This is a genomic window from Streptomyces sp. WAC07094 (assembly GCF_036320405.1).
GTDB lineage: Bacteria > Actinomycetota > Actinomycetes > Streptomycetales > Streptomycetaceae > Streptomyces > Streptomyces lannensis.
This window is the reverse complement of the sequence record NZ_JAVMJZ010000001.1, coordinates 4,125,638-4,149,850: the sequence shown is the minus strand read 5'-3', so window position 1 is coordinate 4,149,850 and position 24,213 is coordinate 4,125,638. Positions and strand designations below refer to the sequence as shown.

22 protein-coding genes and 1 tRNA gene are annotated in these 24,213 nt (G+C 71.5%); 12 read left to right on the top strand and 11 right to left on the bottom strand.

Features of this window, described 5'->3' with window-relative positions; all coding sequences use genetic code 11:
• Positions 1 to 16 precede the first annotated feature (16 nt).
• The 3 genes from RCR19_RS18265 to RCR19_RS18255 form a co-directional block, all read right to left on the bottom strand.
• A complete protein-coding gene (locus RCR19_RS18265) occupies positions 17 to 1,561 on the bottom strand; it encodes a Stp1/IreP family PP2C-type Ser/Thr phosphatase (RefSeq protein WP_331269479.1) in 1,545 nt (514 codons plus the stop codon).
• Between the two features lie 90 nt (positions 1,562 to 1,651).
• A complete protein-coding gene (locus RCR19_RS18260) occupies positions 1,652 to 2,164 on the bottom strand; it encodes an FHA domain-containing protein (protein ID WP_331266124.1) in 513 nt (170 codons plus the stop codon).
• 10 nt (positions 2,165 to 2,174) lie between these two features.
• On the bottom strand, positions 2,175 to 3,011 hold the full coding sequence (locus RCR19_RS18255) for a DUF3662 and FHA domain-containing protein (RefSeq protein WP_059132304.1): 837 nt from the start codon (positions 3,009 to 3,011) through the stop codon (positions 2,175 to 2,177).
• 678 nt (positions 3,012 to 3,689) lie between these two features.
• Here RCR19_RS18255 and RCR19_RS18250 point away from each other — a divergent pair.
• From RCR19_RS18250 to RCR19_RS18235, 4 genes are all read left to right on the top strand, one after another.
• A tRNA-Leu gene (locus RCR19_RS18250) sits at positions 3,690 to 3,776 on the top strand.
• 706 nt (positions 3,777 to 4,482) lie between these two features.
• Positions 4,483 to 5,913, top strand: a complete 1,431-nt coding sequence (locus RCR19_RS18245) for a DUF2252 domain-containing protein (RefSeq protein WP_331266123.1) — start codon at positions 4,483 to 4,485, stop codon at positions 5,911 to 5,913.
• Positions 5,914 to 6,051: 138 nt separating this feature from the next.
• Positions 6,052 to 6,945, top strand: a complete 894-nt coding sequence (locus RCR19_RS18240; protein WP_331266122.1) for a hypothetical protein — start codon at positions 6,052 to 6,054, stop codon at positions 6,943 to 6,945.
• Between the two features lie 142 nt (positions 6,946 to 7,087).
• The gene (locus tag RCR19_RS18235) at positions 7,088 to 7,417 is read left to right on the top strand and encodes a rhodanese-like domain-containing protein (RefSeq protein ID WP_331269478.1); all 330 of its coding nucleotides are present in this window, start codon (positions 7,088 to 7,090) and stop codon (positions 7,415 to 7,417) included.
• Between the two features lie 36 nt (positions 7,418 to 7,453).
• On the opposite strand, the gene RCR19_RS18230 is transcribed toward RCR19_RS18235, so the two are convergent.
• From RCR19_RS18230 to paaA, 6 genes are all read right to left on the bottom strand, one after another.
• Positions 7,454 to 8,593, bottom strand: coding sequence for an acyl-CoA dehydrogenase family protein (locus tag RCR19_RS18230; protein WP_331266121.1), 1,140 nt, complete (start codon positions 8,591 to 8,593; stop codon positions 7,454 to 7,456).
• 136 nt (positions 8,594 to 8,729) lie between these two features.
• A complete protein-coding gene (locus RCR19_RS18225) occupies positions 8,730 to 9,794 on the bottom strand; it encodes a 2Fe-2S iron-sulfur cluster-binding protein (protein ID WP_331266120.1) in 1,065 nt (354 codons plus the stop codon).
• On the bottom strand, positions 9,794 to 10,336 hold the full coding sequence (gene paaD, locus RCR19_RS18220; protein WP_331266119.1) for a 1,2-phenylacetyl-CoA epoxidase subunit PaaD: 543 nt from the start codon (positions 10,334 to 10,336) through the stop codon (positions 9,794 to 9,796). The genes RCR19_RS18225 and paaD overlap by 1 nt, the downstream gene beginning before the upstream one ends.
• Positions 10,330 to 11,049: a 1,2-phenylacetyl-CoA epoxidase subunit PaaC gene (gene paaC, locus RCR19_RS18215; protein WP_331266118.1), complete on the bottom strand. Its 720-nt coding sequence runs from the start codon at positions 11,047 to 11,049 to the stop codon at positions 10,330 to 10,332. The genes paaD and paaC overlap by 7 nt, the downstream gene beginning before the upstream one ends.
• Positions 11,046 to 11,333 (bottom strand): 1,2-phenylacetyl-CoA epoxidase subunit PaaB, encoded by a 288-nt coding sequence (gene paaB, locus RCR19_RS18210; RefSeq protein ID WP_331266117.1) that lies wholly within the window; start codon positions 11,331 to 11,333, stop codon positions 11,046 to 11,048. Before paaB ends, paaC begins: the two co-directional genes overlap by 4 nt.
• Positions 11,330 to 12,331: a 1,2-phenylacetyl-CoA epoxidase subunit PaaA gene (paaA, locus tag RCR19_RS18205; protein WP_059130451.1), complete on the bottom strand. Its 1,002-nt coding sequence runs from the start codon at positions 12,329 to 12,331 to the stop codon at positions 11,330 to 11,332. The genes paaB and paaA overlap by 4 nt, the downstream gene beginning before the upstream one ends.
• Before the next feature lie 291 nt (positions 12,332 to 12,622).
• Between paaA and RCR19_RS18200 the strand changes: the two genes are divergently transcribed.
• The 3 genes from RCR19_RS18200 (at position 12,623) to RCR19_RS18190 (ending at position 15,958) form a co-directional block, all read left to right on the top strand.
• Positions 12,623 to 13,645 carry a DUF5819 family protein gene (locus RCR19_RS18200; RefSeq protein WP_331266116.1) on the top strand — a complete coding sequence of 341 codons (1,023 nt, stop codon included), beginning with the start codon at positions 12,623 to 12,625 and terminating at the stop codon, positions 13,643 to 13,645.
• A complete protein-coding gene (locus RCR19_RS18195) occupies positions 13,645 to 14,874 on the top strand; it encodes an HTTM domain-containing protein (protein WP_331266115.1) in 1,230 nt (409 codons plus the stop codon). The genes RCR19_RS18200 and RCR19_RS18195 overlap by 1 nt, the downstream gene beginning before the upstream one ends.
• A 313-nt stretch (positions 14,875 to 15,187) precedes the next feature.
• A complete protein-coding gene (locus RCR19_RS18190; protein WP_331266114.1) occupies positions 15,188 to 15,958 on the top strand; it encodes a TrmH family RNA methyltransferase in 771 nt (256 codons plus the stop codon).
• 6 nt (positions 15,959 to 15,964) lie between these two features.
• On the opposite strand, the gene paaN is transcribed toward RCR19_RS18190, so the two are convergent.
• Positions 15,965 to 17,656 carry a phenylacetic acid degradation protein PaaN gene (gene paaN, locus RCR19_RS18185; protein WP_331266113.1) on the bottom strand — a complete coding sequence of 564 codons (1,692 nt, stop codon included), beginning with the start codon at positions 17,654 to 17,656 and terminating at the stop codon, positions 15,965 to 15,967.
• A 148-nt stretch (positions 17,657 to 17,804) separates the two neighbouring features.
• Between paaN and RCR19_RS18180 the strand changes: the two genes are divergently transcribed.
• Both RCR19_RS18180 and RCR19_RS18175 read left to right on the top strand, forming a co-directional pair.
• On the top strand, positions 17,805 to 19,319 hold the full coding sequence (locus RCR19_RS18180; RefSeq protein ID WP_331266112.1) for a 3-hydroxyacyl-CoA dehydrogenase: 1,515 nt from the start codon (positions 17,805 to 17,807) through the stop codon (positions 19,317 to 19,319).
• A complete protein-coding gene (locus tag RCR19_RS18175) occupies positions 19,316 to 19,906 on the top strand; it encodes a TetR/AcrR family transcriptional regulator (RefSeq protein WP_331266111.1) in 591 nt (196 codons plus the stop codon). The genes RCR19_RS18180 and RCR19_RS18175 overlap by 4 nt, the downstream gene beginning before the upstream one ends.
• Before the next feature lie 28 nt (positions 19,907 to 19,934).
• Here the strand turns inward: RCR19_RS18175 and RCR19_RS18170 are convergent, their stop codons facing one another.
• On the bottom strand, positions 19,935 to 20,420 hold the full coding sequence (locus tag RCR19_RS18170) for an Lrp/AsnC family transcriptional regulator (RefSeq protein ID WP_059130361.1): 486 nt from the start codon (positions 20,418 to 20,420) through the stop codon (positions 19,935 to 19,937).
• 187 nt (positions 20,421 to 20,607) lie between these two features.
• On the opposite strand from RCR19_RS18170, the gene pdhA reads away from it, so the two are divergent.
• Genes pdhA through RCR19_RS18155 form a run of 3 tightly spaced genes read left to right on the top strand, consistent with a single transcriptional unit; the run spans position 20,608 to position 24,181 of the window.
• Positions 20,608 to 21,753 (top strand): pyruvate dehydrogenase (acetyl-transferring) E1 component subunit alpha, encoded by a 1,146-nt coding sequence (gene pdhA, locus RCR19_RS18165; RefSeq protein WP_331266110.1) that lies wholly within the window; start codon positions 20,608 to 20,610, stop codon positions 21,751 to 21,753.
• Positions 21,750 to 22,754, top strand: coding sequence for an alpha-ketoacid dehydrogenase subunit beta (locus RCR19_RS18160; RefSeq protein ID WP_331266109.1), 1,005 nt, complete (start codon positions 21,750 to 21,752; stop codon positions 22,752 to 22,754). The genes pdhA and RCR19_RS18160 overlap by 4 nt, the downstream gene beginning before the upstream one ends.
• Positions 22,754 to 24,181, top strand: coding sequence for a dihydrolipoamide acetyltransferase family protein (locus RCR19_RS18155; RefSeq protein ID WP_331266108.1), 1,428 nt, complete (start codon positions 22,754 to 22,756; stop codon positions 24,179 to 24,181). The genes RCR19_RS18160 and RCR19_RS18155 overlap by 1 nt, the downstream gene beginning before the upstream one ends.
• Positions 24,182 to 24,213: the final 32 nt, after the last annotated feature.

Genomic DNA, 24,213 nt, shown 5'->3' with positions numbered 1-24,213 from the left:
GCCCCTCACGGCTTGCTTACTGCTTTCCGCACAGTGAGACGACCTTCTGCTCTTCCTCCGAGAGGGTGGGGCCGGGTGTGGGGGTGGGTGCGGTTGGGGTCTTGGACGTCGAACCCGAGGGATTCGGGGTCGGCGAGGCCTTGGACGTCAACGAGGTCTGTGTGGTTCCCGTGGCGTCGCCGCCCGCCTTGGCCTGGTTCTCGGCCTCGGCCTTCTGGCGCTCGTTCTCCTTCTTGCACGCCGACGCCTGCACGGCCAGCTCGGAGACCTTCGACTGCGCCGCCGGGAGACCGCCCTCGGCGATGGTCGCCTTGACCTGCTTCTGCTGATACGAGGGCAGGTACTTGAGTTCGATCTCGGGGTGGTCCTTCTGCACCTTCGACAACGACACCCAGGCCAGGTCCTGGCTGATACCGCGGTACAGCGCGACATGCTCGCCGTTGGCGCCGACGTAGTACTGCGTCTGCGTCCACCGGTAGGCGCCGTAGCACCCGCCGCCGATGACGGCGAGCGCGAGCACGGTGAAGAAGGATCTCTTCAGCCACCTGCGTCCACGGCGCGGCTTGACGAAGTCCTCGTCGCTGTAGTCGTCGAAGCTGCCCGTCGGGACGTATCCGGTGGTGTCACCGCTCCCGGGCGGGCCGAACTGGCCCCCGCCGCCCTGGCCGGGCACCTGGCGGCCGAGGCCCGAGGCGCGTCCGGCGGGCGTCTGCATGATGCCGTTGTCGTGCAGGTGGTTCTGGTTCTCGGCGACGGCGCCCACCACGACCGGGGTGTCGGACAGCTGACCCGCGAGGGTGTCCCCGGTGTCCAGGTCGAGGACATCGGCCACGATGACCGTGATGTTGTCCGGGCCGCCGCCGCGCAGCGCGAGCTGGATCAGCTCCTGCACGGTCTCCTGCGGGCCCTGGTAGCTGGCGAGGGTCTCCTCCATGGTCTGGTGGGAGACGACCCCGGACAGCCCGTCGGAGCAGATCAGATACCGGTCGCCCGCCCGCACCTCACGGATGGACAGGTCGGGCTCCACGTGGTCGCCACTGCCCAGCGCGCGCATCAGAAGTGAGCGCTGCGGATGGGTGGTGGCCTCCTCCTCCGTGATACGGCCCTCGTCCACGAGCCGCTGCACCCAGGTGTGGTCCTGGGTGATCTGCGTCAGGACACCGTCCCGCAGCAGGTACGCGCGGGAGTCGCCGACATGGACGAGGCCCAGCCGCTGACCTGTCCACAGCAGGGCGGTCAGCGTGGTCCCCATGCCCTCGAGCTGGGGGTCCTCCTCGACCATCGCCCGCAACTGGTCGTTGGCGCGCTGTACCGCGGTGGCGAGCGAGGTGAGGATGTCGGAGCCGGGGATGTCGTCGTCGAGCGGGACGATGGTGGAGATCACCTCGGAGGAGGCGACCTCGCCGGCCGCCTGGCCGCCCATCCCGTCCGCGATCGCGAGCAGGCGCGGACCCGCGTAACCGGAGTCCTCGTTGCCCTCGCGGATCATGCCTTTGTGCGATCCGGCGGCGAAGCGCAGTGACAGACTCATGCGCACCTCGCCCGTCGGCTCCGGGTACATCCGCACGGTGCCCACCCTCCGGTCGGGAGCGCGCCGGGGCCCGGGATGTGGGCCACCGCTGCGTGCTCGCTCCGCTCGCTCATTGTCGTACTACTTCCGCAGCTCGATGACGGTCTTGCCGATGCGGATCGGCGCACCCGGCGGAATCGGTGTGGGGGTCGTCAGCCGGGTCCGGTCGAGGTAGGTGCCGTTCGTGGACCCGAGGTCCTCGACGATCCACTGCCCGTCCCGGTCGGGATAGATCCTGGCGTGCCGGCTCGAGGCGTAGTCGTCGTCCAGCACGATGGTGCTGTCATGGGCACGGCCGAGCGTGATGGTCTGGCCCTGCAGCGCGACCGTCGTACCCGTGAGGGAGCCCTCGGACACCACCAGTTTCGTGGGGGCACCACGGCGCTGGCGGCCGCCGCTCGGCTGCTGGCGCTGCGGCGGGGGCGCCGTCTGACGGGCGGCCTGCTGAGGCCGCCCGCTGTCCCGGCGCGAGCCGCGCTGTGTGACACGCGTGCCGAACAGGTCGCTGCGGATGACCTGCACGGCCACGATCACGAACAGCCACAGTACGGCCAGGAAACCCAGCCGCATGACCGTGAGGGTCAGCTCTGACATTGCCCCCGCTTCACCCTTCGGCTTGCCGGTAAATGATGGTGGTGCTGCCCACGACGATCCGCGAGCCGTCGCGGAGCGTAGCGCGGGTGGTGTGCTGCCCGTCCACCACGATGCCGTTGGTGGACCCGAGATCCTGGATCGTCGAGGGCGTTCCGGTCCGGATCTCACAGTGCCGGCGCGAGACGCCGGGGTCGTCGATCCGCACGTCGGCCTCGGTGCTGCGGCCCAGCACCAGCGTCGGGCGTGAGATCTGATGGCGGACGCCGTTGATCTCGATCCAGTAGCGGGTGCGCCCGCCCGCCGTGGGTGCGGCCGCCGGCCGCTGGCCGTACGGCGCGGCAGCGGGCCGGGCACCGGGCGGCGGCGCGGACGGCATCGGCGGGACGCCCTGGGAGCCGGCGGCCGGCGGATAGCCGTAGCCGCCGGGGGCCTGCCGGCCCGCAGGAGCGGCCGCCGGGCCCTGCTGGTCCGTGGAGGAGGCGAGCGTGCGGCTGCGCACCCGGTACAGACCGGTGTCGAGGTCGTCCGCCTTCTCCAGATGGACCTTGATGGGTCCCATGAACGTGTAGCGCTGCTGCTTGGCGTAGTCGCGCACCATGCCGGCCAGCTCGTCGCCGAGCTGCCCCGAGTAGGGGCTGAGCCGCTCGAAGTCCGGCGTGCTCAGCTCCACGATGAAGTCGTTGGGTACGACGGTCCGGTCGCGGTTCCAGATGGTCGCGTTGTTGTCGCACTCCCGCTGGAGCGCTCCGGCGATCTCCACAGGCTGGACCTCGGACTTGAACACCTTGGCGAAGGTGCCGTTGACCAGACCTTCGAGACGCTGCTCGAACTTCTTCAGGACTCCCACAGGGCACCTCCTCCGTTGCTGTCGTCCTGCGTTCTGCTTCGTACCTGGTACTGCTTACTGATCGTATCCACGCGCCGGAAAATCGGCTGGTTCCCCCTGTCGGCCCTGTCGACGGGTGTCGACGCCACGGGGGTTCCCTGCCGACGACCCCTTCGAACTCATCCCGGACGTACTCCTTGCACGTACTTCCCGCATGCATTCCTGGCATGGATCGTAGAGGGGGTCGCAGACCAGTGTCCCGCACCTGACCGCGGACCCTGTCCGTCTCCTGGGTAGATGCGCTGGACCGGTACGAGGTTGATACGTGAACAAGCACACGTCGAGACGTTGTGCGACGGGTTCCGGGCCGGGGGCGGAGGACGGCGATCCGCAACGGATCCGGACATCCGGCCCCAGATGCCGCGCGCCGTCCGTTCCGCCCGTCGACGACGTCGTACCGGGTGCGGCAGGGGCGCGGCCGGAGGGCCTCCGTCCCGGCCGGTCGGCCGGGGTCCCGCTCGCTCGGCCCCGGACCGCGGCCGGCCTCCCGGGGTCATCGCTGGTCGGGCCCGGGTTACCGGTGGTGGGCCCCCGGGGAGGCCGGGAAAGGGATGTGAACGCACCCTCTCCAGCGTGCTAATGTTCTGGATGTCAGAAGGCGCCGCGCCGCAAGGACAGAAGCCGGAAGACACACCCAATGCGCGGGTGGCGGAATAGGCAGACGCGCTGGATTCAGGTTCCAGTGCCCGCAAGGGCGTGGGGGTTCAACTCCCCCCTCGCGCACCAGATGAGACGGTCGTCATCGGATCCCGATGGCGGCCGTTTTGCCGTTCCTGGCCCCGAGGGTGCGGCCTGGTGCGATCCAGGATGTGAGGAAGCTCTCAGGTATTCGGACTTCGGCTCCGGGCGTGTGGCCGACGCCCTCGGGCGGTTCGGGCGAGGGCCGATGTACTAGGGGTCGGGTCCGGAGCGGGGACCGATGTCCTTGTGGTGCGTTCGTAGCGGGGGCTGATGTCCCCGTGGTCGGGTCCGGTGCGTGCGGCCGTCGTTTCTCCGACCCCGGGTCGGGCTGTGGTCGCGAGCACTTTCCGAGGACTTGATGCCGGACGGACGGGGCCTCCGGCCGCACGGCTTGGCCTTAGGGACTTCCGCTCGCGCGGTCCGGACGTCGGGAGACCGTCGGATGGCCGGACCGTCGGGAGACCGGTCGGATGGTCGCAGCGTCAGGGGACCGGGTTGCACGGTCGAAGCTCGGGGGCCGGGTTGCGCGGCCGGAACCGGGGGACGAGGCTGCGCGGCGAGGGCGTCGGGAGCCCGGTCGCACGGCCGGAGTGCCGTGGCGCGGTCGGCCGCCCGAACATGCCGAAGCGACCGGGGTTTTCCACAACAACCGACTTGTCCACAGGGCCTGACGCCTCCCCACCCCCCGGCTGTACGGTCGTCCGCAGTTGATGTTCAAACGGCAGCATGGCCAGCGGGGGAGGCGGTCGGAATGACCGAGGTCGGAACGGAGATCGGGGTGGCGGTGCCCCGGCAGCGGGCGAGGATCTCCCCGGTGCGCGGCTTCGCGCGGTGGCCGGTACAAGGCTCCCCCAAGGAAGAGGGCAAGGCTCTGCGCGCCCGCGTCCGCCGCCGCTCACACGCCGAACTGGCCGTGGACACCGACCGCCCCGACGCGCTCACCGCGGTCCAGGAGTCCAGCCGCGGCCGGATCCCCGAGCTCGCACCGATACGCGTCGGCAGGATGGCCGCCACACCCTTCGCCTTCCTGCGCGGCTCGGCGGGCCTCATGGCCTACGACCTGGCGCGCACCCCGATGACGGGCATCAACGCCCAGATCTGCGGCGACGCACACGCGGCCAACTTCGGCCTGTACGGAGACGCACGCGGCGGCCTGGTCATCGACCTGAACGACTTCGACGAGACGGTGCACGGCCCCTGGGAGTGGGACCTCAAGCGCCTCGCCACCTCACTCGTCCTCGCCGGCCGCGAGGCCGGGGCCGACGAGGACGCCTGCCGGGCGGCCGCACACGACGCCGTGGGCGCCTACCGCCGCACCATGCGCCTCCTGGCCCGGCTCCCGGTCCTCGACGCCTGGAACGCGATCGCCGACGAGGAACTGGTCTCCCACACCGACGCCCACGACCTCCTCGGCACCCTGGAACGGGTGTCGCAGAAGGCGCGGAACAACACGAGCGGACGGTTCGCGGCGAAGGCCACCGAACCCCTCGAGGACGGCGGCCGCCGCTTCGTCGACGCACCGCCGGTACTGCGCCGCATACCCGACTCCGAGGCGGCGGCAGTCGCGTCCTCGCTCGAGGGGTATCTGACGACACTGTCCGAGGACCGCCTCCCGCTCCTGGCCCGGTACGCAGTGCACGACGTGGCGTTCCGCGTGGTCGGCACGGGCAGCGTGGGCACCCGCTCGTACGTGGTGCTGCTCCTCGACCACCGGGGCGAGCCGCTCATCCTTCAGGTCAAGGAGGCCCGTCCGTCCGCCCTGCTCCCCCATCTGGCCACGGCCGGCCACCCGGTGCCGGAGGTGGAGCACGAAGGCCGCCGGGTCGTCCTCGGCCAGAAGCGGATGCAGGTCGTCAGCGACATCCTGCTCGGCTGGACAACGGTCGAGGGACGGCCTTACCAGGTGAGGCAGTTCCGCAACCGCAAGGGCAGCGTCGAACCGGCGGCACTGGCCGCCGACCAGGTCGACGACTACGCCCGTATGACCGGGGCGCTGCTGGCGCGCGCCCACGCACACAGCGCCGACCCGCGCCTGATCTCCGGTTACTGCGGCAAGAACGAGGAACTGGACGAGGCGATCGCCACGTTCGCCGTCGCCTATGCGGACCGCACGGAGGCGGACCACGACGAACTGGTGGCGGCGGTGCGTGATGGGCGGATCCAGGGGGAGATGGGGGTCTGAGTTCGAGGGGGGTGGGGAGGGAGGGGGGAGGGGGAGGCCCCCCAAGCGCCTCGGGGCACCCTCGGACGTCCCGATCCCCACGCCCAGGACTTCACCGGAGCGGGAAGCGCCCCCGCGGACGTGTCTTACGCTGGTTCGGTGACGACGCCCGAAGCCGAGCAGAGCCAGTCGCTGTCCGATGCCGAGGAGCCGGTTGCCGAGGGCGCCGGATCCGGGGAGGCCGCGGGCCCAGGTGAGGACGCTGCCGAGGGCGGTGCGCGGCCCGAGGAGCGGCTGGAGCGGGCCGTGCGGGCTGCCGAGCAGGCGTTGATCGAGTTCGAGATCGCCGTGGAGACGTTCCGGGTCGAGGTCGAGAACTTCTCGCGGCTGCACCACCAGAAGCTCGGCCCGATGTACACGCGCCTCGACGAGCTGGAGGCGGAGATCGCGGAGACGCGGGCGGCCCGTACCGGCGATCCCGAGGACATTCGCCGGGCCCAGGAGGCGCGCGCCCAGGTCATGCCGATGCCGGGCGTGGAGGAACTGTTCCACGGCTGGCTGGACTCCGAGGAGGGGCTGTTCCCGGAGGCGGAGGCCATGCTGACGGACCGGCCCGTGCGGCCCCCGCAGCGTGTGCGCCCCAGTGAGGAGGCCCGCAAGCTCTTCCGTGAGCTCGCCCGCAAGGCTCACCCCGATCTGGCCCAGGACGACGGCGAGCGCAAGCGGCGTGAGGAGTTCATCACCCGGGTCAACGCCGCCTACGCCCGCGGCGACGAGGCCGTGCTGCGGGAACTGTCCGCGGAGTGGGCGGCCGGCCCCGTCCCTCCGGAGCGCCGGCCGAGCCGCAGCGAGGAGCTCTATGCGCGCCTCGAGTGGCTTTCGCAGCGCAAGGAGATGCTCACGCTGGTGGCTCGGGAGCTGGAGGAGAGCGCGATCGGCTCGATGCTCCGGATCGCTTCCGACGATCCCGACCGTCTCCTCGACGACATCGCGGAACAGCTGCTGGCCCAGGTGGCGCAGAAGGAAGCCGAGCTGGAGTCGCTGCGCGGCTGAACCGGCCGCGCGAACAGCCTTGTGGCGGCGCCCGGGAGGTGATCGGCTGTGCACGGCCGGTCGCTCACGGTACCGGCGGTCGGGGCCGAGGCGGCCCTGGGCCGGCGTCGGGTAGCGTCGAAGCATGCATTTCGGAGCTGGTGTGCCCACGGTCGAGGTCACGGACCTCAAGGACGGCGACTTCCTGCTGGACGTCCGTGAGGACGACGAGTGGCAGGCGGGTCACGCCGAGGGGGCGCTGCACATCCCCCTCAGCGAGTTCGTCGCACGGTACGGAGAGTTCACGGAGGCGGCGCCTAAGGACGGCAGGGTCCATGTGATCTGCCGCTCCGGTGGCCGTTCGGCTCAGGTCGCGATGTACCTGGTCCAGCAGGGCGTCGACGCGGTGAACGTCGACGGCGGTATGCAGGTCTGGGCGGCCGCGGGCCGTCCCCTTGTGGACGCCGAGGGAGAGTCGGGCTTCGTGCTGTAGATCGGGCCTGCGGCCCGCGCCGGAGTGTGCCGCGGCTCATCCCAGCGGATGTGCCGCGAGCAGGTCGCCGAGTGCTTCCTCGTGGGCGGCCGCCGGGCCGAGCGAGAGTTCCAGGTGCTTGGCCCACGCGTGGTAGCGGTGCAGTGGGTAGTCGGTGTCGGCGCCGAAGCCTCCGTGCAGGTGCTGGGCGGTCTGCACCACCCGCCGTACGCCCTCGGATGCCCAGATCTTCGCGACCGCCACGTCCGCCGACGCCGGCAGCGCACCCGCCGCCCCGGAGCTGATCCGCCATGCCGCCTGCCACAGTGTGGCTTCCATGGCGCGCAGGTCGATGTACCGGTCGGCGGCCTGTACGGCGACAGCCTGGAATGTGGCGACCGGGCGGCCGAACTGCTCGCGCCTGCCCGTGTACGTGCTTGTCATCTCCAGCACGGTTTCGCCGAGGCCGAGCGCGAGCGCGCACGTCCCGGTGGTGAGCAGCAGTCGCAGCGACTCCCAGGCCTCTTCGGTGTCGATCATGTGGTGCGGTGCGAGCCGCGCGGATTCGAGCCGTAGTTCCGCGAGCCGTTCCCCCGTGGTGGAGAACTGTTCGGCCAGTACGACGCCTTCGTGCAGCCGTGGCACCAGGGCGAGGACCGCTCGGCCGGTGTCGTCGGTGTGTGCGGGCAGGAGGACGGCGTCGGCGTTGTACGCCCAGGGGACCGCTGTGTGGATTCCGTCCAGCACCCAGGTGCCGTCCGTGTCCTTGTGTGCGACCACGGCGAGTTCGGCCGGGTCGTGGCCGGTGCGGCCGTGTGCGGCGACGGTGAGGACCTGTTCTCCCCGACCTGCCCGGGCGAGCATGTCCGCCTTCAACTCCGGGCTGCCGTAGGCCTGGAGGGTCCTGGCAGCGGCCGTGCTCTCCAGCAGCGGTACGCGGGCCAGGACCTTCGCCGACTCTCGCAGTACCAGGCAGAGGGCGATCGGGTCGAGGCCCGCTCCGCCGTGCTCGGGGTCCAGTAGCAGGCTCAGCAGGTCGGCGTCCGCGAGCCGCTTCCACAGGGCGCGGTCGAAGTCGTCGGCGACGGCGCCCGTGGTGAGTGCGGGACTGGGTACGTCGTCCGGTGCGACCCGGGCGAACGCGGCCCGGGCCGCTTCGAGCGCCGCCTGCTGCTCCTCGCTGAAGGTGAAGTCCACGGCCTGTCCTTCCGGCGCATCCGGTTCCCTGACGGTGCGTCAAGATAGAACAGGTTCTAGAAGAAGGGAACGGCCGGGCACCGCACTGCCGTCGGGCACGGCTCCTTCGCTCATCCGTGCCGGGGCTCAGCGCCGTTCATCGGTCGAAGTCGAGCTCCACCTTCTCCGTGACCGGGTGGGACTGGCAGGCCAGTACATAGCCCGCCTCCGTCTCCTCCGGCTCCAGCGCGAAGTTGCGGTCCATGCGCACCTCGCCGGAGACCAGGAAGGCACGGCAGGTCCCGCACACCCCGCCCTTGCAGGCGTAGGGGGCGTCGGGGCGGTTGCGCAGCACCGTCTCCAGCAGCGATTCGCCGTCCTGCACCGGCCAGCTTCCGCCGCGTCCGTCGAGCCGGGCGGTCACCGTGCTGTGTGCGGGCGCGGGCACGGCCGGCGCGACCAGGGTTCCGGCGTCCACATGGAAGATCTCCTCGTGGATGCGCTTCCGCGCCACCCCGAGCCCGCGAAGAGCCCGCTCCGCGGACTGCACCAGCCCGAACGGCCCGCACAGGAACCAGCCGGCCACCTCCTCGATCGGCAGCAGTGCCGGCAGCAGCCCGGACAGCCGCTCCTGGTCCAGCCGCCCGGACGGCAGGCCCGCCTGCTGCTCCTCCCGGGAGAGCACCGTGACCAGCTGGAACCGCGCGGGGAAGCGGTCCTTGAGGTCGGCGACCTCCTCCAGGAACATCGTGGAGGCGGACGTCCGGTCGCTGCGTATGAGGCAGAACCGCGCCCCGGGCTCCCGTGCCAGCAGGGTTGTCGCGATCGACAGCACCGGTGTGATCCCGCTGCCGCCCACCACCGCCGCGTACAGCCCGGGTGCGGGATCCAGAGTGAACCTGCCCGCCGGGGTCATCACCTCGAGCTCGTCGCCGACGGCGATCTCCTTGAGCGCGTACGTGGAGAAGGCCCCGCCGTCGACCAGGCGTACTCCGACCCGCAGTGTGCTCGGGGCCGCACCGTCCGGTGCCGGGGCGGGGGAGCAGATCGAGTAGGTGCGGCGCACGTCCGTGCCGTCGACGGTCCGGCGCAGTGCCAGGTGCTGGCCGGGGGCGTGCCGGTACTCCTCGCGCAGGGCGGGCGGCACGGAGAACGTCAGTGCCACGGAGTCGTCGGTCAGCCGGTCGACCGCGGCCACCGGGAGCGGGTGGAACCGGGCCATCACAACTCCTTGAAGTGGTCGAACGGTTCGCGGCAGTCCAGGCAGCGGCGCAGTGCCTTGCACGCGGTGGAGGAGAAGCGGCTGAGCAGTTCGGTCGCGGAGGATCCGCAGTGCGGGCAGCGCACGGGCTCGTCCTCCGGGTGGGGCGCCTCGGCCGCCGTACGCGTCGGGCCCAGCCGGATGGCCACCGGGCCGGATGCCTCGTGGTGCCGCCGTGGGGGCGCTATCCCGAACTCCCGCAGCTTGCGGCGGCCTTCGTCGGTGATGTCGTCGGTGGACCAGGCGGGAGCGAGTACGGTGCGGACGACGACGTCCCGTACACCGTGGGCGTGCAGGACCCGCTCTATGTCCAGGGACATCGCCTCGATGGCGGGGCATCCGGTGTAGGTGGGGGTCAGCTCGACCTCCACCGTGTCCGTGCCGCGGGCGTGGACGGCCCGCAGGACGCCCAGTTCCTCGAGGGTGAGCACGGGCAGCTCCGGGTCGGGGACCGAACCGGCCAGCCGGCGCAGTTCCTCTTCGAGAGCCGTGGTCGTCACCATGTCGCACCCGGGTGGCTGCGGTGCAGATGCTGCATCTCGGCGAGCATCCGCCCGAAGGATTCGGTGTGCAGGCCCTGCCGCCCCGCGCCGGCGGTCCACGCGCCGGACTGCGGTCCCTGCGGGACCTCCAGGGTGGCCCGTCGCAGTACGTCGCTCACCGATTCCAGCCAGGCGTCCTTCATGCCCGTCCAGTCGACGTCCACGCCCTCGACCGGGAGGAACATCTCACCCGTGAACCGCCACAGCGACCGGCAGGCGCGTGACATCCGCTCATGGCTGAGGTCCGTGCCGTCGCCGAGCCGCAGCGTCCACTGCTCGGCGTGGTCCTGGTGGTAGGCGACCTCCTTGACCGCCTTGGCCGCGAGACCGGCGAACTCGCCCTGGCCCTCGGCCAGCCGACCGTAGAGGAGGCGCTGGTAGGTGGAGAAGTACAGCTGGCGGACGATGGTGTGCGCGAAGTCGCCGTTGGGCTGCTCCACCAGCTGCAGATTGCGGAAGGCACGCTCCTCGCGGAGGTAGGCGAGTTCGTCCTCGTCGCCCACCATCGACAGCAGTACCCGGGCCTGGCCGAGCAGGTCCAGGGCGATGTTGGCGAGGGCGACCTCTTCTTCGAGCACGGGTGCGAGCCCGGCCCACTCCCCCAGGCGGTGTGAGAGCACCAGGGCGTCGTCGCCGAGGACCAGCGCGGCCGATGTGTGCACGGTGGCGGTCACAGGTGCTTCACCCCTTCCGGGATGTCGTAGAACGTCGGGTGCCGGTACGGCTTGTTGGCGGCCGGCTCGAAGAAGGGGTCCTTCTCGTCCGGCGAGGACGCCGTGATGGCGGAGGACGGGACGACCCAGATCGAGACGCCCTCGCCCCGCCGGGTGTAGAGATCGCGTGCGTTGCGCAGGGCCAGTTCGGCGTCCGGGGCGTGCAGGCTGCCGGCGTGGGTGTGCGAGAGGCCGCGGCGCGAGCGCACGAAGACCTCCCACAGGGGCCAGTCGGTGTTCGTCATGCGTGCGTCGCTCCCGTCCCGGCGTTGCCGTGCTTCGCCGCGTGGGCCGCGGCCGCCTCTCGTACCCATGCGCCTTCGTCGTGTGCCTGCCTGCGCCGCGCTATCCGCTGGTCGTTGCAGGGGCCGTTGCCCTTGAGGACGTCGTGGAACTCCGTCCAGTCGATGGGGCCGAAGTCGTGGTGGCCCCGCTCCTCGTTCCAGACGAGAGCCGGGTCGGGGAGCGTGAGGCCGAGGGATTCGGCCTGGGGGACGCAGATGTCCACGAAGCGCTGGCGCAGCTCGTCGTTCGAGTGCCGCTTGATCTTCCACGCCATCGACTGCGCGGAGTGCGCCGACTCGTCGTCGGGCGGGCCGAACATCATCAGGGACGGCCACCACCAGCGGTCCACCGCGTCCTGGGCCATCGCGTGCTGCTCGGCGGTTCCCCGGCTGAGGGAGAGCAGCAGCTCGTAGCCCTGACGCTGGTGGAAGGACTCCTCCTTGCAGATGCGGACCATGGCGCGCGCGTACGGGCCGTAGGAGCAGCGGCACAGGGGCACCTGGTTGGTGATCGCGGCGCCGTCCACCAGCCAGCCGATGGCGCCGACGTCCGCCCAGGTCAGGGTGGGGTAGTTGAAGATCGAGGAGTACTTCTGCCGACCGGTGTGCAGCTTGTCCAGCAGCTCGTCCCGGCCGGTGCCGAGCGTCTCCGCCGCGCTGTACAGATACAGGCCGTGGCCCGCCTCGTCCTGGACCTTGGCCATCAGGATCGCCTTGCGGCGCAGGGAGGGGGCGCGGGTGATCCAGTTGGCCTCCGGCTGCATGCCGATGATCTCGGAGTGCGCGTGCTGGGCGATCTGCCGGACCAGGGTGGCCCGGTAGGCGTCGGGCATCCAGTCACGCGGCTCGATGCGCTCCTCGGCGGCCACGGCGGCGTCGAAGGCGGCTTGGAAGGCCGATGTGTCCTCCTGCGCCGCGCCGTCCGCGTGGGCCGTCCGGTGCGCTGCTGCTGTCGCCATGCGGTCCCCCTCGACCATTCCGTCTCCCGACCGATCGTTCGGTCCGTTGAATTCAATGGTGGGCCGCGGCGCCGTAGGGTGTCAACTGCTGTGGACAACCTCCGAGCCGTGGTGCGGCCGCTGTGTCCATTGGGGTGTGCGGTACGGGTGGGTCTGAGTACGGTTCCGGTGCACGTACGGCGCCGTGCTGCGAACGGGTGATGCGGTCCGTGGCGGTGACGGCAGCTGCCGGACGGTCCTGGTGCGCGCGGCAGGGCATCGAGGCAGGCGAGGCTCGAAAGACGGGGCGGGATGGACACGTACGACGAGAAGCCGGAGGACCGGCCGGGCGATTCCGACGCCCCGGTGTCCCGCCTGCCCGCGGGTGTCGCGCGGGACGAGCGGGAGAATCCGCCGGCGGACGACGTCGCACCTGCTCCGGGCCCGGACGGTGCGGCTCCGGGTGAGGCGGGCAGGACCGCGGATGCTGCGGGCGAGAGCGGTCCGGTCTCCGGTGGTGCGGGCGGCGACACAGGTGCTTCGGGCCCGGACGGTGCACGCCCGGACGAGACGGGCGAGGTCGCGCGGCTCATGGAAAGGGGCGGCCCCGTTCCGGGGGCCATGGACCCGCACGGACCGCCGCCCGCCCCTGTCGCGGATCCCGGCGGCGTGATTCCGGTCGCACCTCGCCGCGGCATGGCGGCCCTCTCCCTGCGGTACCAGATAGCCGCCGCTCTGGCGCTCGCGGTCGTCGCAGTCGCCGCCTGTGTGCACGTCGGGATGGTCTTCCTGCACGTCGCGCCGTCGAACACCCTTACAAAGAAGCACGGCAGGGCGATCGACGACTGGATCTATCCCGAGTTCGAGCAGAACTGGAAGCTGTTCGCCCCGAACCCGCTGCAGCAGAACATCGACGTCCAGGTCCGCGCCGAGGTGCTCACCGCGGACGGCGGTGTACGGACGACCGGCTGGTACGACCTGTCCGCACTCGACGGCGCCGCCATCCACGGCAATCCGCTGCCGAGCCACAGCCAGCAGAACGAACTGCGCCGCGCCTGGGACTTCTACCTCGGCGCGCACGACACCGCGAACCGGCCCTCGGGTCTGCGCGGCGCCCTGTCCGAGGACTACCTGCGCCGCCTGGTCGTGATGCGCCTCGGCCGTGAGCACGCGCTCGGCCGCGGGGACTCCTTCGCACGGGTCCAGGTCCGCTCCAGTACCACCAATGTGCCGCCTCCCCGATGGAGCGACGAGAAGGTGTCCAGGACGCCCGTCTACCGTGAGCTGCCCTGGTGGTCGGTGCCGGAGAGCGAGCGGTCGGGGGTGAACGCCTGATGAGCCGGTTCGCTCTGGCCGTCTCGCGCGGGATCGGCCGCGTCACTGAGGCCGCCCTCGGCCCCTACCAGACGGCGGTCGTCCGTATCGGGTTCGCGGGCACCTGGCTGCTCTTCCTGCTGCGGGAGTTCCCCCACCGGCAGGAGATGTACGGGCCGGACGCGCCGTGGAGCCTGGACATGGCCCGGCAGCTCGTCGCGGGCAACCACGCCTTCACCGTCCTGACGTGGTCCGGCAGCCAGGTGTGGTTCGGGACCGTCTACGTCTTCGCGCTGCTCTCGAGCGCCCTGCTGCTGGTCGGCTGGCGTACCCGCACGATGTCCGTGCTGTTCATGATCGGCGTGCTGTCGCTGCAGAACCGCAGCGTCTTCGTGGGTGACGGCGGCGACAACGTCATCCATCTGATGGCGATATACCTGGTGTTCACGCGCTGCGGGCAGGTGTGGTCCCTGGACGAGCGGCGCGCACGGCGGGCCCGGGCGGCACGCGCGCGCGGCGAGTTCCCGGCGCCCGACCGGGCGGGCCCCGTTCTGTGGTGTGCGGTCGGCCTCGCGCTGGCCGTGGTGACGGGCGCGGGCTTCCTCGGCGTCGGCTGGGTCGTCCTGTTCTGGGTGCTGTGGGCCGTGCACGGTCTGTGGTGGTACGTGGGCAGGCGCGCCCCGCACTCCCAGCCGCGCATCCTGCTGGACGTCGTCGCCAACGCCGTCCACAACGCGGCCCTGTTCGTGATCATGGCCGAGGCGTGTCTGATCTATTCGACCGCCGGCTGGTACAAGATCCAGGGTTCCCGCTGGCAGGACGGCACCGCGGTCTACTACCCGCTCCACCTCGACTACTTCACGCCGTGGCCCGCCCTGTCCGATCTGATGTCCTCGTACGGCGTGATCGTGCTGCTGGTGACGTACGGAACGGTCGCCGTGCAGGTCGCTTTCCCGTTCACCCTGCTCAACCGGCGGGCGAAGAACGTCCTGCTGGCGGCCATGATGACCGAGCACGCGGTGATCGCCGTGGTGCTCGGGCTGCCCTTCTTCTCGCTCGCGATGATCGCGGCCGATGCCGTGTTCCTGCCGACGTCCTTCCTGCGCCGGGTGGGCGCGGAGGCGGGTCGCGTGCGCGGACGGTTCGTCCGCGGAGGCCTTGCCCGTCTCGCTCTGCCCGGACCGCGGAAGGAGGCCCCGCCGACGGCCGAGGAGACTGCCGAGCACACGCCCGCCGGTGCGAGGGCGTGAGCCGCGCATCGACGCTCCTGGGCCGGGGTGCGCCTGTCCGGGCCGTGCTCCCGAGGCGCACGGCCCGGGCAGCACGATGGGGTCCTACGGCGCGGGCGCCACGAGAGGGCAGTGCGCATCGGGCAGCACGAGAGGGCCGTACGGCTCAGGCGCCGCGAACGGATCGTACGCAGCGGGCAGCACGAGGGGGCCGCAACGCTGGGGTGCCACAAACGGGTCCTGCGGCCCGGGCCGCACAGTGCACGCCCGCCGTCCGGCCGGGCGGCCGTGATCCGCGCGGGGTCCGGCCGGCGCCGCACGTAGGCTGCACGGCATGACGGATCCGGCCCGCGGCACCGCCGCCCCGCTGAGCACCTGGCACCGGCTTGCCGATGCCTCCGTGCTGCTCGACGGCTTCCACGCGCTCAAGCACGCGGTGCGGTTCCACGCGCACGTCCCGGTGGCCGTCACCACCGACCGGCGCGCGGCACTCGCCCTCGCCGACGAACTGGCCCCCGATGTCCGCGTCACCCTGGAGACGCTCCTGACGGAGATCCCCGAGGACGCGTACCGGAGCCTGGTGCCCCGTCCGCATCCCACCGGGGTCGCCGCCCTCGCCGAGCGTCCCTCGCGTGAGGCCAACCTGGAGACCCTCGCTCGCCCCGGCCGCAGCGCACCCGTGATCGTTCTCGATAATCCGCGCAACCTGGGCAACACGGGCGCGGTGATCCGGCTCGCGGCCGGCTTCGGCGCGACCGGGGTGGTCACGACGGGCACCCTCGACCCGTGGCATCCGACGGTGGTCCGCGGTGGGGCCGGGCTGCACTTCGCTACCGCGGTGGAGCGGCTGACCGTGGCCGAGCTGCCGCCGGGCCCGCTGTTCGCGCTGGACCCGGAGGGCGAGGACATCCGCGGACTGAAGCTCCCCGACGACGCCGTCCTCGCGTTCGGCTCCGAACGCACCGGTCTGTCCGCCGAGCTGCGCGCCCGCACGGACCACCTGGTGGCCCTGCCGATGCGCCCCCAGGTCTCCAGCTACAACCTCGCGACCAGTGTGGCCATGACGCTGTACCACTGGAGCGCCACCGGGGGCGCACCCGCCTGAGGCGGCCTACGCCTCCCTGCGCACCTCCACCACGCGGAAGCGGTTCGCCACGAACGCGCCGTCGCACAGGGCGGCGTTGGCCGCGGGGTTGCCGCCCGAGCCGTGGAAGTCGGAGAAGGCGGCCGTCTGGTTGACGTACACCCCGCCGGTCAGGTTCAGCGAGAGCTGCGCGCACTCCTCAAGACAGGTCTCCTCGACGGCCTGCTCGACCTCCTCGGAGGTGGTGTACGCGCCGACGGTCATGGCGCCCTTGTCCCGGATGGTGCGCCGCAGCAGATCCACCGCGTCGGCGGCCGAGTCGACGGCGACGGCGAAGGCGACCGGGCCGAAGCACTCGCTCATGTAGGCGGCCTCCGCGTCCGGCTTGGCGCCGTCCAGCTTCACGATCACCGGTGTGCGGACGACCGCGCCCGGGAACTCCGGGTTGACGATCTCCCGCGAGGCCAGCGCGACCTCGCCGAGTCCGGCCGCCGCCTCCAGGCGGGCCTTGACGTCGGGGTTCACGATCGCTCCGAGCAGGGCGTTCGCGCGGGCGTCGTCGCCGAGCAGGCCGTCCACCGACCGTGCGAGATCGGCGACCACCTCGTCGTACGACTTCGGGCCCTCGTCGGTGGCGATGCCGTCCCGGGGGATCAGCAGGTTCTGCGGGGTGGTGCACATCTGGCCGCTGTACAGCGACAGCGAGAACGCCAGGTTCGACAGCATCCCCTTGTAGTCGTCCGTCGACTCCACAAGCACCGTGTTGACGCCGGCCTTCTCCGTGTAGACCTGCGCCTGACGGGCGTTGGCCTCGAGCCAGTCGCCGAACGCCGTCGAGCCCGTGTAGTCGATGATCCGGATCTCCGGGCGCACCGCGAGCGTCTTGGCGATGCCCTCGCCGGGGCGCTCGGTGGCCAGGGCCACCAGGTTCGGGTCGAAGCCCGCCTCGCCGAGCACCTGCCGGGCCACCTGCACGGTGAGCGCGAGCGGCAGTACCGCCCGCGGGTGGGGCTTGACCAGGACCGCGTTGCCCGTGGCCAGGGAGGCGAACAGACCCGGGTAGCCGTTCCACGTCGGGAAGGTGTTGCAGCCGATGAGCAGTGCGATGCCGCGCGGGACCGGCTTGAACGTCTTGGTGAGGGCCAGTGGGTCACGCTTGCCCTGGGGCTTGGTCCACTCCGCGGTGTCCGGGGTGCGGATCTGCTCCACGTAGGCGTAGGCGACCGCTTCGAGGCCGCGGTCCTGCGCGTGGGGCCCGCCGGCCTGGAACGCCATCATGAAGGCCTGGCCGCTGGTGTGCGTGACCGCGTGCGCGAACTCGTGCGTCCGGTCGCTGATGCGCTTGAGGATCTCCAGGCACACCATCGCGCGCATCTCGGCGCCCGCGTCGCGCCAGGCCTTCTGGCCCGCGCGCATGGCGGGCAGCAGGGCGTCGATGTCGGCGTGGGGGTAGGTGATCCCCAACTCGATCCCGTACGGCGACACTTCGTCGCCCGCCCAGTCGTCCGTGCCGGGCTGGCCGAGGTCGAGGCGGGTGCCCAGGAGGGCGTCGAAGGCGGCCTTGCCGGCCGCCGCGTCCAGGCTGCCGCCCTCGCCGTAGGCCTTGGGGTGCTCGGGGTGCGGGGACCAGTACGCGCGCGTGCGGATCGCTTCCAGCGTCTGGTCGAGGGTGGGCCGGTGCTGGGCGATCAGCTGGTGCGCGGTGAGTTCGGCGGCCATGCGGGACCAACTCCTCGTCTCTCGAGCTCTTCCTTGAACTCATGACCTGGGCAGGAACAGGCGGACAGAGTTAGAGTAACCGAACGATCGGTCGGTACAAGGGGGACCGCCGCATCTGTGGAAAACCCCGTGCGGGAGGATCGCGCACATGACAGCACTGGACCTCAGTAGCCCCGTGGCCGTCGTGGGCACCGGCACCATGGGCCAGGGCATCGCCCAGGTCGCGCTGGTGGCCGGCCATCGCGTACGGCTGTACGACGCCGTCCCGGGCCGCGCCGGGGAGGCGGCGGCCGCGATCGGCGCCCGTCTAGACCGGCTCGTCGAGAAGGACCGGCTCAGCGGTGCCGAGCGGGACGCGGCCCGCGACCGGCTGCTGCCGGCCGAGACCCTGGCGGAACTGGCGGACTGCTCGCTCGTCGTCGAGGCGGTGCTGGAACGGCTGGACGTCAAACAGCAGCTGTTCCGGGAGCTGGAGGACGTCGTCGGCGACGACTGCCTGCTCGCCACCAACACCTCGTCCCTGTCCGTGACGGCCGTCGGCGGCGCCCTGCGCAACGCGGGCCGTTTCGTCGGCCTGCACTTCTTCAACCCCGCACCGCTGCTGCCGCTCGTGGAGGTCGTCTCCGGGTTCGCCACCGACGTCACCTCGGCGACGCGCGCGTACGAGACGGCCCGCGCCTGGGGCAAGACCCCGGTGGCCTGCGCGGACACCCCCGGCTTCATCGTCAACCGCATCGCCCGGCCCTTCTACGCGGAGGCGTTCGCGGTCCTCGAGGCGCAGGCCGCCGACCCCGCCACCATCGACGCGGTCCTGCGCGAGTCCGGCGGCTTCCGCATGGGCGCCTTCGAGCTGACCGACCTCATCGGGCAGGACGTCAACGAGTCCGTCACCCGCTCCGTGTGGGAGTCCTTCTTCCAGGACGTGCGGTTCACCCCGTCGCTGGCCCAGCGGCGGCTGGTCGAGTCGGGCCGGCTCGGCCGCAAGAGCGGACAGGGCTGGTACGACTACGCGGACGACGCGGAGCGTTCCGAGCCGCACACAGCGGAGAGGGCGCAGCCGCCCGCGTACGTCGTCGCGGAGGGCGACCTGGGGCCCGCATCCGAACTGCTCGCGCTGATACGCGAGGCGGGCATCGGTGTCCGGGAGGACGACGAGGACCACGGCACCCGTCTTGTGCTGCCGGGCGGGGGCCAGCTCGCCCTCGCCGACGGGCAGACCTCCGTGGAGTTCCGCGACGTCGTCTACTTCGACCTGGCACTCGACTACCGCAAGGCGACCCGGATCGCCCTGTCCGCCTCCCAGGACACCTCGCACGGCACCCTCGCCGAGGCCATCGGGCTCTTCCAGGCGCTCGGCAAGGACGTCAGCGTGATCGGGGACGTGCCCGGAATGATCATCGCCCGCACGGTCGCCCGGATCGTCGACCTGGCGCACGACGCGGTCGCCAAGGGCGTGGCCACCGAGGAGGACATCGACACCGCGATGCGTCTCGGCGTCAACTACCCCCTCGGCCCGTTCGAATGGAGCCGCAGGCTCGGCCGCAGCTGGGCCTACGACCTCCTGGACGACCTGCACATGCGGGACCCCTCCGGACGGTACGCCCCGTCCCTCGCGCTCTACCGCCACGCGTACGCCTCCGAGAAGCGGGAGGGCACCCCATGACCACCGCCAAACGCGACACGTACACCCCGGAGACCCTGCTCTCCGTCGCCGTGCAGGTCTTCAACGAGCGGGGCTACGACGGCACCTCCATGGAGCACCTCTCCAAGGCGGCCGGCATCTCCAAGTCGTCGATCTACCACCATGTCGCGGGCAAGGAGGAGCTGCTGCGCCGCGCCGTCAGCCGGGCGCTGGACGGCCTCTTCGGGATCCTGGACGAGGAGCACGCACGCGAGGGGCGTGCCGTGCGGCGGCTGGAGTACGTGGTGCGGCGCATGGTCGAGGTGCTCACCGCGGAACTTCCCTATGTGACGCTGCTGCTGCGGGTGCGCGGCAACACCGCTACCGAGCGGTGGGCGCTGGAGCGGCGTCGTGAGTTCGACCACCGGGTCGCCGAGCTGCTCAAGGCCGCGGCCGCCGACGGGGACGTCCGCGGCGATGTGGAGGTGCGGCTCGCCACGCGGCTCGTCTTCGGGATGATCAACTCGATCGTGGAGTGGTACCGGCCCGAGGGGCGCGGTATCGGCGAGCGGGAAGTCGCCGACGCCGTCGTGCAGTTGGTCTTCTCCGGGCTGCGCGGCGACGGCTGAGGCCGGCCGGCGCGCGCCCTGCGCCGGATCAGCGCTCCGGTTCCAGGTCTTCTTCCTCGAACACCAGCAGTGTGCGTGTGCTGAGCACTTCGGGGATCGCCTGGAGCCGGGTGAGGACCAGTTCGCGCAGCGCCCTGTTGTCGGGGGTGTGCACCAGCAGCAGTACGTCGAAGTCGCCGCCCACCAGGGCTATGTGGGAGGCGCCCGGCAGCATGCGCAGCTGCTCGCGGACCGTGCGCCAGGAGTTCTGGACGATCTTGAGGGTGATGTACGCGGAGGTGCTGTGGCCGGCGCGCTCGTGGTTCACCCGGGCGCCGAAACCGCGGATCACACCGTCGTCGATGAGCCGGTTGATCCGGGCGTAGGCGTTGGCCCGCGAGACGTGGACACGCTCGGCGACCGCCCGTATGGAGGCACGGCCGTCCGACTGGAGGATCTGCAGAATGTCGCGGTCGATGGCGTCGAGAGGGCGGGGAACCGACGGCGCGGAGCCGCGCTCCGGCGGCTCGGCCATTTGTTCAGGTGCCATGCGCCCCCGCCTCTCTACCATGGACGTACTGCGTACATCTCAGGTTGTGGAGAACCGTTTGTCCACAGCCTGGAGGCGCCTGTAGCCAAAATGTGCCGACGACCGAACAATCGGTAGGTGAGGCGCCACTCCCGTGGCGCGCCTGAAGCCGCTCCCACGAGGAGGTGCCGTCATGACGGTCATGGAGCAGCGGGGCGCCTACCGGCCCACACCGCCGCCCGCCTGGCAGCCCCGTACCGACCCCGCTCCGCTGCTGCCCGACGCACTGCCCTACCGCGTCCTCGGCACCGAGGCGGCCGCCAAGGCCGACCCGGAGCTGTTGCGACTGCTCCACGCGCAGCTGGTGCGCGGCCGCCGGTACAACACGCAGGCGACAGCGCTCACCAAGCAGGGCCGTCTGGCCGTCTACCCCTCCAGCACCGGTCAGGAGGCCTGCCAGGTCGCCGCCGCGCTCGTGCTCGAGGAGCGCGACTGGCTCTTCCCCAGCTATCGCGACACGCTGGCCGTCGTCGCCCGCGGCGTGGACCCGGTCGAGGCCCTGACGCTGCTGCGCGGCGACTGGCACACCGGCTACGACCCGTACGCGCACCGCGTGGCCCCCCTGTCCACCCCGCTCGCCACCCAGCTGCCGCACGCCGTGGGCCTCGCGCACGCGGCGCGCCTGAAGGGCGACGACGTGGTCGCGCTCGCCCTGGTCGGCGACGGCGGCACCAGCGAGGGCGACTTCCACGAGGCGATGAACTTCGCCGCCGTCTGGCAGGCGCCGGTCGTCTTCCTGGTCCAGAACAACGGCTTCGCGATCTCCGTCCCGCTGGACAAGCAGACCGCGGCGCCCTCCCTGGCCCACAAGGCCGTCGGGTACGGCATGCCGGGCCGCCTGGTCGACGGCAACGACGCGGCCGCCGTGCACGAGGTCCTCGGCGACGCCGTGCGCCATGCGCGCGCCGGCGGCGGTCCCTCGCTCATCGAGGCCGTGACCTACCGCATGGACGCCCACACGAACGCCGACGACGCGACCCGCTACCGCGGTGACGCCGAGGTCGAGGCATGGCGCGACCACGACCCGATCCTGCTGCTGGAGCGCGAGTTGACCGAGCGCGGACTGCTCGACGAGGACGGGATACGGGCCGCGCGCGACGACGCCGAGGCGATGGCGGCGGACCTGCGGGCACGGATGAACCAGGACGCGCCACTGGACCCGATGGACCTCTTCGCCCACGTGTACGCCCAGCCCACCACACAACTGCTCGAGCAGGAGACCCAGGTGCAGGCGGAGCTGGACGCGGAGGCCGCCGGACCGGAAGGAGCCGGGCGATGACGACCGTTGCCCTCAAGCCGGCCACCATGGCGCAGGCGCTGACCCGGGCGCTGCGCGACGCCATGGCGGCCGACCCGTCCGTGCACGTCATGGGTGAGGACGTGGGCACGCTCGGCGGTGTCTTCCGGGTCACCGACGGGCTCGCCAAGGAGTTCGGCGAGGACCGCTGCACGGACACCCCGCTGGCCGAGGCGGGCATCCTCGGCACGGCCGTCGGCATGGCGATGTACGGCCTGCGTCCGGTCGTGGAGATGCAGTTCGACGCGTTCGCCTATCCGGCGTTCGAGCAGCTCGTCAGCCATGTCTCGCGGATGCGCAACCGTACCCGCGGCGCGATGCCGCTGCCGATCACCATCCGTATCCCCTACGGGGGCGGTATCGGCGGTGTCGAGCACCACAGCGACTCCTCCGAGGCGTACTACATGGCGACTCCGGGGCTCCATGTCGTCACGCCCGCGACGGTCGCCGACGCCTACGGTCTGCTGCGCGCCTCGATCGCGTCCGACGACCCGGTCGTCTTCTTCGAGCCCAAGCGGCTGTACTGGTCCAAGGACTCCTGGAACCCCGAGGAGCCGCAGACGGTCGAGCCCATAGGCCGTGCGGTCGTCCGGCGCGCGGGCCGCAGCGCCACGCTGATCACCTACGGCCCGTCGGTGCCCGTCTGCCTGGAGGCCGCCGAGGCGGCCCGCGCCGAGGGCTGGGACCTCGAGGTCGTCGATCTGCGCTCCCTGGTCCCGTTCGACGACGAGACGGTGACCGCGTCCGTGCGCCGCACGGGCCGGGCCGTGGTGGTGCACGAGTCGACCGGTTTCGGCGGCCCCGGCGGCGAGATCGCCGCGCGGGTGACCGAGCGCTGCTTCCACTACCTGGAGGCGCCGGTGCTGCGCGTGGCCGGGTTCGACATCCCGTATCCGCCGCCCATGCTGGAGCGCCACCACCTGCCGGGTGTCGACCGGATCCTGGACGCCGTGGGGCGCCTGCAGTGGGAGGCGGGGAGCTGATGGCCCAGGTCCTGGAGTTCAGGCTGCCCGACCTCGGGGAGGGGCTCACCGAGGCGGAGATCGTCCGCTGGCTGGTCCAGGTGGGCGACGTCGTCGCGGTCGACCAGCCGGTCGTCGAGGTCGAGACGGCCAAGGCCATGGTCGAGGTGCCCTGCCCCTACGGGGGCGTGGTCACGGCCCGCTTCGGTGAGGAGGGCGCGGAACTGCCCGTGGGTGCGCCGTTGTTGACGGTCGCCGTCGGGGCCGCCGCCGAACCGGCCGAGGAGTCCTCCGGGAACGTGCTGGTCGGGTACGGGACGTCCGCCGCCCCGGCCCGCCGTCGCCGGGTGCGGACGTCCCGGCCCGTGGCGCCTACCGCGGACGGTGTGGCCCGCCCCGCCCCGGCCGTGGCCGAACGGCCCCCGGCTGCGGCGGCACCCGGCTCCGCTCCCGACGCGATGGTCCGAACTCCTCGCGGCGACGCCCCGGAGCGGCCCGAAGGGCCCGTCCCGGTGATCTCCCCGCTCGTCCGCAGACTCGCCCGTGAGAACGGCCTGGACCTGCGGCGGCTGGCGGGTTCCGGGCCGGACGGGCTGATCCTGCGGGCGGACGTGGAGGACGCCATCAGGGTCTCGGCGGTCAAGGTCCGTGCCGGCACGGTGGCCACCGCGACCGTGTCCGCGCCGAGTGCCCTCGGGACGGAAGCGTCCGCGACGATCGCCGCCGCGGCGGGCACCTCCGCGCGCCCGGCGGCCACCGCGGGCACCCGCATCCCCCTCAAGGGCCTGCGCGGTGCCGTCGCCGACAAGCTCTCCCGCAGCCGTCGCGAGATCCCGGACGCGACCTGCTGGGTGGACGCCGACGCGACGGAACTCATGCGTGCACGGACCGCCATGAACGCGGCCGGCGGATCGAAGATCTCCCTGCTCGCGCTGCTGGCCCGAATCTGCACCTCCGCGCTCGGCCGTTTCCCCGAGCTCAACTCCACCGTCGACACGGAAGCCCGCGAGATCGTCCTGCTCGACCAGGTGCATCTCGGGTTCGCCGCGCAGACCGACCGCGGACTCGTGGTCCCCGTCGTGCGGGACGCGCACACGAGGGACGCCGAGACGCTGACCGCGGAGTTCGTCCGGCTGACCGAGGCCGCACACGCCGGGACACTCACCCCCGGCGATCTGACCGGCGGGACCTTCACGCTGAACAACTACGGCGTGTTCGGTGTCGACGGCTCCACACCGATCGTCAACCACCCGGAGGCGGCCATGCTCGGTGTCGGCCGTATCGTCCCCAAGCCATGGGTGCACGAGGGGGAGTTGGCGGTGCGGCAGGTCGTGCAGCTCTCGCTCACCTTCGACCACCGGGTGTGCGACGGCGGTACGGCGGGCGGCTTCCTGCGGTATGTGGCGGACTGTGTGGAACAGCCGGCGGTGCTGCTGCGCACCCTCTGAGCAGCGTCGACGACCGGACGCCGCTGAAACTG